This is a genomic window from Kitasatospora sp. NBC_00458 (assembly GCF_036013975.1).
Classification (GTDB): domain Bacteria; phylum Actinomycetota; class Actinomycetes; order Streptomycetales; family Streptomycetaceae; genus Kitasatospora.
The window spans coordinates 4,363,503-4,375,106 of record NZ_CP107904.1; the positions used below are offsets into that span (position 1 = coordinate 4,363,503).

An 11,604-nucleotide genomic window follows, 5' to 3' on the forward strand; every position below is an offset into this window, starting at 1 on the left:
CGCCAGGTCAGGTATAGACCATTCCCGCCCCTGCGGTTAGCGTGAGTACGCACCTCGCCCCCTGCTCCGGAGCCGCACCGTGGAGTCGTCCGTCCTCGCCTTCGCCACCGACCTGATCGACGAGGGGGCCGACACCTTCTTCGGCAACCTCACCGACCGGGCCGGGGTCGGCGGCGTCACCCTCGCCTCGGTCTACCACGAGGCCCGCGACGTCTTCCCGCACAACCCGCACCGGGTGATCCGCTACCTGGAACCGGGCGCCGCCTACTTCCGCCCCGACCCGGCGCTCTGGTCCGGGCAGCGGCTGCGGCCGGTGCCGTCCACCGCGATCGGCGACCGCGACCCGTTCGCCGAGGCCGCCGCCGAGGCCGACCGCCGGGGCATGAAGCTCCACGCCTGGACGGTCTTCTGCCACAACGACCGGCTCGGCTTCGAGCACCCGGACTGCGCACCGGCCAACGCCTTCGGGGACCGCCACCTCACCGAGCTCTGTCCGGCCAACCCGGAGGTCCGCGCCTACGCCGTGACCCTGGTGGCCGAGCTGGCCCGGTACGGGGTGGACGCGATCCGGGCCGAGTCGCTGCACTTCCACGGCCTGCGCCACGGCTACCACCACGAGCGCTACTTCGAGGAGCTGGGCCCGGTCACCGAGGCACTGCTCGGCCTCTGCTTCTGCGACCACTGCCGCGCCGCCGCCGTCCGCGCGGGCGTGCCGGCCGACGAGGTGGCCGGGGCCGTCCGCACCGAGCTGCGCCGCCGGCTGGCCGACGACGCGGCCGCCGCCGAGCCCGCCGCACTGGACGAGCTCGCCGACGGCGCCGTCGCCGCCTACGTGGACGCCTCCGCGGCGACGGTGACCTCGCTGGCCGCCGAGGTCGCCGGGGCGGCGCGGCAGCACGGCATGCGGCTGAGCTTCATGGACGGCGGCGGCCCGGGCACCGGCTGGCTGTCCGGCATCGACCTGCCGGGGCTGGCCGGGGCGGCCCACCAGATCGAGACGCTCGGCTACGCGCGCACCCCGGAGGCGGTCCGCGAGAAGATCGCCGCCTTCGCCCTGCACGGGGTGCGCCCCCAGGACATGGCGGTGATCCTGCGGCCGATGGCCTCGGACTGCGACGGCCCGGCGAACCTCGCCGCCAAGATCTCCGTCCTCCGCGAGCTGGGCGTGCCCGAGGTGGAGTTCTACAACTACGGCCTGATGCGGCTCTCCTCGCTCGACCGGATCGGCGCCGCGCTCGCCTGACCCCGGTCCGCCGGGCCCCCTTCGCCTCCGCCCCGCCCCTCCCCGCCCTCACCTCACCTCACCTGCGCCGCCGGGACGTCCCGAACAGGCTCCGGGAGATCTCCCGCCCGAGCTGCGTCCCGGCGGACCGGGCGAAGGACTTGAGCGCCGGGTTGCTCAGCAGCGACCCGAGCAGCCCGCCGCCCGCCTTCTCCCCGTCACCCTCCCGCGCACCCTGCGACTCCCGCCGCGGCCCCTCCCCCGAACCCGAACCCGAACCCGAACCCGGACCCTGCCCGGCACCCGGCCCCGGGACGGGCTCCGCCTCCGGCCGGGCCGCCCGCGCCGCCAGCTTCTCGTACGCCGACTCCCGGTCGATCGCGTCCCGGTACTTCGCCGCGATCGCCGACCCGTCCACCGCCGCCCGCAGCGCGGCCGGCTCGATCGGCCCCATCAGCGACTGCGGCGCGCGCAGCCTGGTCGCCGCGACCGGGGTCGGCGCGCCCTTCTCGGAGAGCACCGTGACCACCGCCTCGCCCGTCCCGAGCGAGGTCAGCACCTCCCCCAGGTCGTACGCGGGCGACTTCGGGAAGGTCGAGACGGTCGCCCTGAGCGCCTTGGCGTCGTCCGGGGTGAAGGCCCGCAGCGCGTGCTGCACCCGGTTGCCGAGCTGCGCCAGCACGTCCGCCGGCACGTCCTTCGGCGTCTGGGTGACGAAGAAGATCCCGACCCCCTTCGACCGGATCAGCCGAACGGTCTGGGTGATCGCCTCCAGGAACGCCTTGGAGGCGCCCTTGAACAGCAGGTGCGCCTCGTCGAAGAAGAAGACCAGCTTGGGCCGGTCGAGGTCGCCCACCTCGGGCAGCTCCTGGTAGAGGTCGGCCAGCAGCCACATCAGGAAGGTCGAGAAGAGCCGCGGCCGGTCCTGCACCGCCGGCAGTTCCAGCACCGACACCGTGCCCCGGCCGTCCGCCGCCGTCCGCAGCAGCTCGGCGGTGTCGAACTCCGGCTCGCCGAAGAACGCTCCGGCGCCCTCGTTCTCCAGCATGGTCAGCGAACGCAGGATCACCCCGGCGGTGGCGGCGGAGAGCCCGCCGATCCCCTTCAGCTCCTCCTTGCCCTCGGGCGAGCCGAGGAAGGTGATCACCGCGGTGAGGTCCTTGAGGTCGTACAGCTCCAGCCCGTTCCGGTCGGCGTAGTGGAAGACCAGGCCGAGCGAGGACTCCTGGGTCTCGTTCAGGTCCAGCACCTTGGACAGCAGCAGCGGGCCGAAGCTGGTCACCGTGGCCCGGAGCGGGATGCCGGTGCCGAGGCCGCCGAGCGCGTAGAACTCGGCCGGGCAGCCCTGCGCCCGCCAGTCCTGCCCGACCTCGGCGGCCCGGGCGGCGGTCCGCTCCCCGGGCAGGCCGGGCGCGGCCACGCCGGAGACGTCGCCCTTGATGTCGGCCAGGAAGACCGGCACCCCCTGGGCGGAGAGCTGTTCGGCGATCAGCTGGAGGGTCTTGGTCTTGCCGGTGCCGGTCGCGCCCGCCACCAGCCCGTGCCGGTTGAGCACGCCGAGCGGCACCCGCACCTGGGCGTCCGGGTGGGCGGTGCCGTCCAGCAGCACCGCGCCGAGGTCGAGTGCGGGCCCGGTGAAGGCGTAGCCGTCGGCGATCTCGCGGACCGCGGCCGGCACGACGGCACCGGTCGCCCCTCCGGGGACCGTGCCGGGCGACGTGCCCGACGACCCGCCGGGCGACCCGCCGCCCGGCGACACGCCGGTGGCGGAAGACGGCGGGGAAGGCGGCTCGGCAGGGGACATCGGGCACACTCCAGGGCAGAACAGCGGATGGACCTTCGCGACATTTCCCATGAAACAGCCGCATTCCGCTGCCCGCAGCTCGCACCCGAGCGCGTGGCGGCGCCGCGGCTGCTGCGCCATCCGCCGCCCAAACGGTAGGCTTTCCGTGTGATCTTCAAGCGCATCGGCAATGGGCGGCCGTACCCGGATCACGGCCGTACCAGCACCCGCCAGTGGGCGGACGTCGCCCCGCGCCCGGTGCGACTCGACCAGTTGGTGACCACCAAGGGCCAGCTGGACCTGGAGACCCTCCTCGCGGAGGACTCCACCTTCTACGGGGACCTCTTCGCGCACGTCGTGAAGTGGCACGGCGACCTGTACCTGGAGGACGGGCTGCACCGGGCGGTCCGCGCCGCGCTGCAGCAGCGCCAGGTGCTGCACGCCCGTGTCCTCGAAATGGAATGACGGACCGGCCGCCGACGGGGACGTCGGGCTAGCCGATCCCTCACACGACGTCGGACCGCCCTCCGGTCACCACCGGAGGGCGGTCCGTTCGTACCCGGGTACCCCCTTTCGGGTGCCGGTGTACTCCAGATGATGATCGTTTAGTACCTTCGCAGCCGTACGGCACTAATCTGCTGACTACGGCCGCGGCCCCGTTCCGACACCGCGCCCCGGCCGGCCCGTCACCCGATCCCCGCCCTGGTACGAGGGGGAGACAAACCGTGAGCATGTTGACTCCCCAAGGCCTGAAGGGGAAGCAGTACCGCATCACCGGCAACGCCTATCCGCGGCTGGGCCGACCGCCGAGGAAGAGCCGCAAGGTGTTCGCCCTGATCGGCGCGCTGCTCGCGCTCGCGCTGATCGGCCTCGGCGGCGTCCAGCTCTGGGACATCTTCAGCGGGAAGGGCAAGCACGCCACGGCGCAGGCCTGCGCCTCCCCCTCCGGCAAGCCGCTGGCCGCCCCCGCCCCGGACGCCACGCCGACCGCCCCGGGAGCCCCCGGCGCCCCGGTCGACCCGCACGCGATCCCCCAGCCGGCCACGGTCACCGTGAACGTCTACAACGCCACCGCCAAGGCCGGACTGGCCGCCCGGACCGCCGAGGAGCTGAAGAAACGCGGCTTCACCATCGGCAAGGTCGGCAACGCGCCCGCCGAGCTGGACAAGAAGGTGCCCGGCACCGCCCAGGTGATCGCCGGTCCGGCCGGCGCCGGAGCCTCCACCCTGGTCGGCTCGGTGATCGCGGGCGCCACCAGCACGGCCGACACCCGCACCGACGGCACCGTGGACTTCGTGATCGGCGACAGCTACAACGCGCTGCTCGACGATACCCAGGCCGCCGCCGCACTGGCCCTGGCCACCAAGCCCACACCGGCCCCGAGCACCACCGGCAGCTGCTGAGCCGCAGCCCGGACCACGGACGAGGAGAGCCCCCCGGCGATGCGCCGGGGGGCTCTCCTCACTCGTACGGGGGACTCAGCCGGCCGTGCCGTACAGCCGGTCGCCGGCGTCGCCGAGGCCCGGGACGATGTAGCCGTTCTCGTTCAGCCGCTCGTCGACGGCGGCGGTGACGACGGTGACCGGCAGGCCCGCCAGCTCCTTCTCCATCACCGCGACGCCCTCGGGGGCGGCCAGCAGCACGACGGCGGTGACGTCGGTGGCGCCGCGCTCGATCAGCATCCGGATCGCCGCGACCAGCGTGCCGCCGGTGGCCAGCATCGGGTCGAGCACGTAGACCTGGCGGCCGGAGAGGTCGTCCGGCATCCGGGTGGCGTACGTGGAGGCCTCCAGGGTCTCCTCGTTGCGCACCATGCCGAGGAAGCCGACCTCGGCGGTCGGCAGCAGCCGGGTCATGCCGTCCAGCATGCCGAGGCCGGCCCGGAGGATCGGCACCACCAGCGGGCGCGGGTAGGACAGCCGGGTGCCGGTGGTCACCGCCACCGGGGTGGTGATCTCGACCTCGTCGGTGCGGACGTCCCGGGTGGCCTCGTACGCGAGGAGAGTCACCAGCTCGTCGGTCAGGCGACGGAAGGTCGGCGAGTCGGTGCGCTCGTCGCGCAGGGTGGAGAGCTTGTGGGCGACCAGGGGGTGGTCGACGACGTGGATCCGCATGCATCGAGGTTAGCCCGCGCCCGGACGCCCGTACGACACACCGTGCCAGCCGCGGGCGCGCCGCACCCCGTCCGTCCCCCACTCGGCCGTGACGCGCCGTGACGCGCCGAGAACGTCCGGACGGACCCTCTTCCTGTGGTATCAATCGGGCCGATCTGGGAAAGTCACGTCTTATGACGAGCAACCCGAACAGCGGGGACGGCTCGGCGGACGGGGCCGGGACCTCGTCGGGCGGCCGTTTCAGCCCGCCTCCGGACCACCCGGAGACCGAGGCGGAACGCCGCAAGCGGCGTGCCGTCTTCCTGCGCGAGCTCACCGAGGCGCGCGAGCTGCGCGAGCGGGTCCAGCCCCGCCGGACCAAGGAGCGCCGGATGCGCGAGGCGATGCGGATGCGAACCTTCCGGATCTGACAAGCCTCCACGGCTTCTCCACAGTCCCCCTCCCACCCGGTCGCCCGTTCGCCGTCCGGCGGCCAACCCTTCCGACACGACCTGCAAAGACGCGCTGCAGAACACCCCCCGCAGAGCCGGGCTTTCTGTCACGATTCCGATGGGACGGTCCGAACAGCGGACCGCCTCTGGCGCGGGGGCGGCCAGTTCCGCGTTGCCCGAGAGCGCCGACAGCCGAGACCGAGATCTTGGGGAGTGTCCCTGGTGGCGTACTTCGCTGCAGTGCTTGCTCGCACCGAGGACGGGTGGGATGTGAGCGAGACGGAACTCGACAACGTCGAAACCCTCGCCGATCTGGCCGACCTGGCCCGGGAGGCGACCCAGGACGACGACAGCGTCCTGGTCTTCATTGAACAGGAGGACGCCTGGTTCGCCATCGTCCGGGTGGACGGCGAGGAGGACCCGCGGATCTTCGTGTCGGACGGCGCCGCCGCCGCCCGCAGCTCCTACGGCTCCGTCCTCACCGACGAGCTGGTCGACCAGGCCGGCGAGAGCGAGTTCGGCGACCTCGACAACCTGGTCGCCGAGCTGGAGGAGGAGGCGGAGGCCGAGGAGCAGGACGACGACGAGGAGGGCGGCACCCACGGCGGTGTCCCGGTCGGACCGCTCGGCGACGCCCACCTGCTGACCGAGTTCGGCTTCGCCGCGGACGCCCTGCTCTCCCTCAGCGGCGAGGGCGCGGTGCCGGGCGACGCCCTGGAGGAGATCGCCGAGGCGCTCGGCTGCGGCGAGGTCCTGGAGGCGGTCCGGTAACGGTCCGTGTCCGTCACCCGGACGGCCGGATGCCCGCCATGCCCGACACTGGATGCCATGCAGTCCGCCCGCCCGATCCAGCCGCTGCCCGCCCCCGTCCGCCCCGACCCGGTCCGTGACCGCTGGGCGGCGCCGATGCGCCTCGCCATCGCCGAGGCCGCGCTGGCGCCGGCCACCGGAGACGTCCCGGTCGGGGCGCTCGTCCTCGGACCGGACGGCGAGGTCCTCGGCCGCGGCCACAACGAGCGCGAGGCCGTCGGCGACCCGACCGCCCACGCAGAGGTCGTCGCCATCCGCCAGGCCGCCGCGAAGCTCGGCGAGGCCGCGCGCAGCGCGCCGGACGGGGGTGGCGGCGGGCGCCGGGAGGGGGAGTGGCGCCTCGGCGGCTGCACCCTGGTCGTCACCCTGGAGCCCTGCACCATGTGCGCGGGCGCGATCGTGCTCTCCCGGATCGACCGCGTGGTCTACGGCGCCCTCGACGAGAAGGCCGGCGCGGCCGGCTCCCTCTTCGACGTGATGCGCGACCGCCGGCTCAACCACCGCCCCGAGGTGATCCCGGGGGTCCTCGCCGACGAGTGCGGCGCCCAGCTCCGCGCCTTCTTCGGCGCCCACCGCTGAACCACCGCCGACCGCCTCCGGCAGTCGCCGCGCACCGGGCGCGCGGGCCGCCACCCGCCCCCTCCCGATACGGATTTCGTGACGGCGCCACCCGTCCGGTAGAGTTCCCCTCGGTAGCGTGTCCGAGCGGCCAAAGGAGCACGCCTCGAAAGCGTGTGTGGGGGCAACTTCACCGTGGGTTCGAATCCCACCGCTACCGCCAGAGAGCCCGAGGGCCCGTCCGGAAGTCCGGACGGGCCCTCGGCGTTTCCGCGCACCCTCATACGCGGAAAGGGCTCCGCACCCGGGGGGCCGATGACCACCAACGCCCAATCGAGTACGGAGCCTGGAAGGGGGGAGCGGCTCGGGGGGACTGACCGCTCCCCCGGCGGAGTCCCACAACCGGGAGTCGCTTCGGGGGGAGTCGCGACACCCGGTCCCACAGCGGGGAGCTCCGGATCCACGCACCGGGGATTCCTGCCAGATCCTCGGTACGTCATCCATCCTGCCGTCGGATCCCCGAGCGGGCACCCGGAGAAAGGCCCCTGTCGCGGGGACCTTCGTCCCGCCGGGTGAACGCGTCGCACACCTGATAGGCCGTCCGGGTGGATAAGCTGCCCACTGCAGAGGACCGCTCGGGGACCGGATGGCGGCGGCCCACAGCTCGGAGGAAGGTCACCGGATGGCGCAGGCGAAGAAGATCGGAATGGTCCTCCTGCTCATCTTCGTGCTCTACACGATCATCACCTCGCCGGCCCGTGCCGCCGAGCTGGTCCAGTTGGGCTTCGAAGGCATCTCGAACGCCGCCAAGGCGGTCGGCACCTTCATGACGGGGCTGGTGAAGTAGCCGGCGACCCACCGGCTACGGTGGGCCCCGACCCCACCCCCGTCCGCGAGGAGCGGCATCGTGATCCGGCACCTGGTCCTGTTCAAGCTCAACGAAGGCGTCGGCAGGGACGACGAGCGCGCGCTCGCCGGCGCCAAGGCGTTCGCCGAGCTCGGTCCGGTCGTCCCCGAGCTGCGCGAGTGGGAGTGCGGCTGGAACACCACCGAGCGCGACATCGCCTACGACTACGCGATCAACAGTCTCGTCGAGGACCGCGAGGCCCTGCAGGCGTACCTCACCCACCCGGCCCACCAGGCCGCGGCCGGCCAGTGGCGCGAGTTCGCCACCTGGGTGATCGCCGACATCGAGGTCTGAGCACGGAGGACCGTCCGGACGCGCCCCGGCGCGTCCCCCGGACGGCCGCGGCGCCCCGCCCGGAACCCGGGCGGGGCGCCTTGCTCTGTCCCGGAACGATCCCCGGGCCGCGCCTCCGGGAGTCCCGCCGGAGCCCCCGCACAGCACCAACACACCTCAGTTCGGTACTTGCCCGACGTGCGCCCGCCTTGTGATGCTATGACCGGTTTTGCCGGACATCGCGAGGTGGTGCACGAAACCCGACGACACCCGGTCCACAGGTCTCACCGTTGTCGACTTTGGGAGGGGTGACGTGTCCGTGCGGACACCAGGGAGCGCGCCGGACGACGAGGTACTGGCCTCCGTGATCAGCCCGGCCGGGGAACTCCGCCCCGACGGCCTGCGCGGACCGGGCGGCCGCCCGGTGGTGGACGTACGGACCCTGACCCGGGTGCTCTTCGAGCGGCTCGCCGAGCTGCCCGCGGACGCCCCCGAGCGGGAGCGGGTCCGGGCCGCGCTGATCGAGGTCAACATCCCGCTGGTCCGGTACGCCGCCACCCGCTTCCGCAGCCGCAGCGAGCCGATGGAGGACGTCGTCCAGGTCGGCACGATCGGCCTGATCAACGCCATCGACCGGTTCGACCCCACCCGGGGCGTGCAGTTCCCGACCTACGCGCTGCCGACCATCCTCGGCGAGATCAAGCGCTACTTCCGGGACAACGTCCGCACCATGCACGTCCCGCGCCGGCTGCAGGAGCTCTGGGTCCAGGTCAGCGGCGCGATGGAGGAACTGACGGTGACCCACGGCCGGGCCCCCAAGGTGCCGGAGATCGCCGCCAGCCTGCGCATCCCCGAGGAGGACGTCCGGGCCTGCCTGGACGCCGGGCGGGCGTACAACGCGGCCTCCCTGGAGGCGGCCCAGGAGCACGAGGGCGGACTGGCCCTGCTCGACCGGCTCGGGTACGAGGACTCGGCGCTGGCCGAGGTGGAGCACCGGGACATGGTCCGCCACCTGCTGGTGCAGCTGCCCGAGCGGGAGCGGCGGATCGTCATGCTGCGGTTCTTCGCGAACCTGACGCAGTCGCAGATCAGCACCGAGCTGGGGATGTCCCAGATGCACGTCTCCCGGCTGCTCTCCCGGATCCTGACCAGGCTCCGGACCGGCAACTCCTGGGAGGACTGACCGTCACGGTCCCCGCCGGAACGGGACGGAGCGCCGCGCGACGGCCGGATCGCTCCGCGTTACCGCCGCGTGACGTCTTGCGACCTCCGGGTTTGCCGGAGACCGTGTTCCGGTATGGAGGGGGAGGGCCCCGCTCGGGAACCGCCGGGCCGGGGCGCCCGTTCAACTGTCAGTCACAAGGGGGTGGGTGCATGTCCGGAGAGCTGGGCACTGCGGAGATCCACGCTGGTCAGGCCCAGGGCGCGACGGTCGCCGTCGACCGGTTCCCGTTCCAGCGGGGTCCGGCGGCACCGCCCGGCACCGGAACGGCGCCGCCCCCCGGCGGGGCGGGACCGGTGACGCCCGCGGAGCCCGCCCCGACGCCCGCCGCCGGGGCGGCCCCCGGACCGGCCCAGGAGGCCGCCACGGCCCAGCCCGGGGCGGGACTCGACACCCGGACGCTCTCCCGCTCGCTGTTCCTGCGGCTGTCCGCCCTGGAACCCGGCAGCGCCGAGCACGCCTACGTCCGCGACACCCTGATCGAGCTGAACCTGCCGCTGGTCCGGTACGCCTCGGCGCGGTTCCGCAGCCGCAACGAGCCGATGGAGGACATCGTCCAGGTCGGCACGATCGGCCTGATCAAGGCGATCGACCGGTTCGACCCGGAGCGCGGGGTCGAGTTCCCGACCTTCGCCATGCCGACGGTGGTCGGCGAGATCAAGCGCTTCTTCCGGGACACCAGCTGGTCGGTCCGGGTGCCCCGGCGGCTCCAGGAGCTGCGGCTGGCGCTCACCAAGGCCGGCGACGAGCTCTCCCAGCGGCTGGACCGCTCCCCCACCGTGGCCGAGCTGGCCGCCTGCCTCGGCGTCAGCGAGGAGGACGTGGTCGAGGGCCTCGCGGTCGGCAACGCGTACACCGCCAGCTCGCTGGACTCCAGCCCGGGCGAGGAGGACGGCGACGGACCGCTGGCCGAGCGGCTCGGCTACGAGGACCTCGCGCTGGAGGGCGTGGAGTACCGGGAGTCGCTCAAGCCGCTGCTGGCCAAGCTGCCGCCGCGCGAGCGCCGGATCATCATGCTGAGGTTCTTCGGCAACCTCACCCAGTCGCAGATCGGCGAGGAGATCGGCATCTCCCAGATGCACGTCTCCCGGCTGCTGACCAAGACCCTCACCCAGCTCCGCGAGGGCCTGATCAGCGAGGGGTGACGCTCGACGCCCGCCCCCGGGGCGTGTCCGGCGGTTCCCGCCGGACACGCGGCCCCTCGGCCGCACCCCGGGCCGCGCCGGGCGTTTCAGTCCCCCGCGGTTCAGCCCCGCGATGTCGGCCCGGACCGCGGGGCGGTCGACCGCCTACGGCTCCAGCAGGTTGGCCCGCAGGCCCGCCAGCACCTCGTCGTCCAGGCCGAGGCCGTCCGTCCAGAACGCCTCGAACCCGGACCAGCCCGCCTCGACCTCCTCGAACGCCGCGTCCAGGTAGTCGCGCTCGGCCCGGAAGATCGGCAGCAGGAGCTCGGGCTCGCTCATCAGGCCGCGGGCGCGGAAGTTCTCCACGACCGCGTCGACGACCGCGGCCGCGCGCTCATTGGTGAGCAGGTAGTCGGCGTACACCGTCTCCCGGTCCACGCCGAGCGCGGTGAGCAGCACCGCAGCCGTCCAGCCGGTGCGGTCCTTTCCGGCCGAGCAGTGGAAGATCATCGGCGCGCCGCCGGGCGCGGCCAGCAGGCGCAGGACCGCGGCGAACCGTTCGCGCGCGATCCGGTCGGTGACGAACCAGCGGTAGAGACCGGTCATCATCGCGCCCGCCCGGCCGTCGCCGAGCAGGGCGCGCTGCTTCTCGGCGCTGCGATCGGCGAGCGCCTCGCGCAGCGTCGCGTAAATGTCGAAGTCGACGGCGAAAAGCGGCAGGTGATGCAGGGTCATGCCGTCGGGCTCGGCGCGTTCCACCGTGATCGCGGTGGCGGGTCCCTCGGACACCGCGATCGCCGCGACCGGCAGGCCGGGGACCCGGTCGGGACCGGCCTCGCGCACCTCCTCCAGGCTGCGCAGGTCGACGACCTGCCGCAGGCCCAGAGCGGCGAGCAGGCCGAGATCCTCGCCGGTGAGCCGGTTGAGGCCGTCGCTGCGCAGGGCGGCACCGGAGCGGAGCACCCGGCCGTCGGCCGTCGGGTAGCCACCGAGGTCGCGGGCGTTGACGGCACCGAGCAGACCGAGGCTGCGGGCGGCCGGGGAAACGACGGTCTCGGTCTGCTGCTCGGTCACGCGGCGGCCTCCATTGGATATTCGGACGGTGACGTGGCACAACCCTGCGCGATATTGCATGAACCTGTCCATCGAAACGGCAGGAC

13 protein-coding genes and 1 tRNA gene are annotated in these 11,604 nt (G+C 73.1%); 11 read left to right on the forward strand and 3 right to left on the reverse strand.

Going from position 1 to position 11,604, the window contains the following annotated elements; translation table 11 throughout:
• The first annotated feature begins 79 nt into the window (after positions 1 to 79).
• A complete protein-coding gene (locus tag OG550_RS17905) occupies positions 80 to 1,243 on the forward strand; it encodes a hypothetical protein (RefSeq protein WP_327678759.1) in 1,164 nt (387 codons plus the stop codon).
• A gap of 58 nt (positions 1,244 to 1,301) precedes the next feature.
• Here OG550_RS17905 and OG550_RS17910 read toward each other — a convergent pair whose 3' ends face one another.
• Positions 1,302 to 3,026 carry a helicase HerA-like domain-containing protein gene (locus tag OG550_RS17910; RefSeq protein ID WP_327678761.1) on the reverse strand — a complete coding sequence of 575 codons (1,725 nt, stop codon included), beginning with the start codon at positions 3,024 to 3,026 and terminating at the stop codon, positions 1,302 to 1,304.
• 147 nt (positions 3,027 to 3,173) lie between these two features.
• Between OG550_RS17910 and OG550_RS17915 the strand changes: the two genes are divergently transcribed.
• Together OG550_RS17915 and OG550_RS17920 are read left to right on the forward strand one after the other, a co-directional pair.
• Positions 3,174 to 3,470: a type II toxin-antitoxin system VapB family antitoxin gene (locus OG550_RS17915; protein ID WP_030061387.1), complete on the forward strand. Its 297-nt coding sequence runs from the start codon at positions 3,174 to 3,176 to the stop codon at positions 3,468 to 3,470.
• 266 nt (positions 3,471 to 3,736) lie between these two features.
• On the forward strand, positions 3,737 to 4,408 hold the full coding sequence (locus OG550_RS17920; RefSeq protein ID WP_327678763.1) for a LytR C-terminal domain-containing protein: 672 nt from the start codon (positions 3,737 to 3,739) through the stop codon (positions 4,406 to 4,408).
• Positions 4,409 to 4,483: 75 nt separating this feature from the next.
• On the opposite strand, the gene upp is transcribed toward OG550_RS17920, so the two are convergent.
• Positions 4,484 to 5,119: a uracil phosphoribosyltransferase gene (gene upp / locus OG550_RS17925; protein WP_327678765.1), complete on the reverse strand. Its 636-nt coding sequence runs from the start codon at positions 5,117 to 5,119 to the stop codon at positions 4,484 to 4,486.
• Between the two features lie 173 nt (positions 5,120 to 5,292).
• Here upp and OG550_RS17930 point away from each other — a divergent pair, with 173 nt between their 5' ends.
• The 8 genes from OG550_RS17930 (at position 5,293) to OG550_RS17965 (ending at position 10,465) form a co-directional block, all read left to right on the forward strand.
• Positions 5,293 to 5,529, forward strand: coding sequence for a hypothetical protein (locus tag OG550_RS17930; protein WP_327678767.1), 237 nt, complete (start codon positions 5,293 to 5,295; stop codon positions 5,527 to 5,529).
• A 291-nt stretch (positions 5,530 to 5,820) separates the two neighbouring features.
• The gene (locus tag OG550_RS17935; protein WP_442906012.1) at positions 5,821 to 6,321 is read left to right on the forward strand and encodes a tRNA adenosine deaminase-associated protein; all 501 of its coding nucleotides are present in this window, start codon (positions 5,821 to 5,823) and stop codon (positions 6,319 to 6,321) included.
• 57 nt (positions 6,322 to 6,378) lie between these two features.
• Positions 6,379 to 6,939, forward strand: coding sequence for a nucleoside deaminase (locus OG550_RS17940; protein WP_327678771.1), 561 nt, complete (start codon positions 6,379 to 6,381; stop codon positions 6,937 to 6,939).
• A gap of 112 nt (positions 6,940 to 7,051) precedes the next feature.
• Positions 7,052 to 7,141 (forward strand) — tRNA-Ser (locus OG550_RS17945).
• 483 nt (positions 7,142 to 7,624) lie between these two features.
• Positions 7,625 to 7,765: a hypothetical protein gene (locus OG550_RS17950; RefSeq protein ID WP_320437731.1), complete on the forward strand. Its 141-nt coding sequence runs from the start codon at positions 7,625 to 7,627 to the stop codon at positions 7,763 to 7,765.
• A 60-nt stretch (positions 7,766 to 7,825) separates the two neighbouring features.
• Positions 7,826 to 8,119, forward strand: coding sequence for a Dabb family protein (locus OG550_RS17955; protein WP_327678773.1), 294 nt, complete (start codon positions 7,826 to 7,828; stop codon positions 8,117 to 8,119).
• A gap of 292 nt (positions 8,120 to 8,411) precedes the next feature.
• Complete coding sequence (locus tag OG550_RS17960; RefSeq protein ID WP_442906014.1) at positions 8,412 to 9,281, forward strand: RNA polymerase sigma factor SigF; 870 nt, start codon at positions 8,412 to 8,414, stop codon at positions 9,279 to 9,281.
• 191 nt (positions 9,282 to 9,472) lie between these two features.
• Positions 9,473 to 10,465 (forward strand): RNA polymerase sigma factor SigF, encoded by a 993-nt coding sequence (locus OG550_RS17965; RefSeq protein WP_327678774.1) that lies wholly within the window; start codon positions 9,473 to 9,475, stop codon positions 10,463 to 10,465.
• Between the two features lie 144 nt (positions 10,466 to 10,609).
• On the opposite strand, the gene OG550_RS17970 is transcribed toward OG550_RS17965, so the two are convergent.
• Complete coding sequence (locus OG550_RS17970) at positions 10,610 to 11,518, reverse strand: tyrosine-protein phosphatase (RefSeq protein ID WP_327678776.1); 909 nt, start codon at positions 11,516 to 11,518, stop codon at positions 10,610 to 10,612.
• Positions 11,519 to 11,604 lie beyond the last annotated feature (86 nt).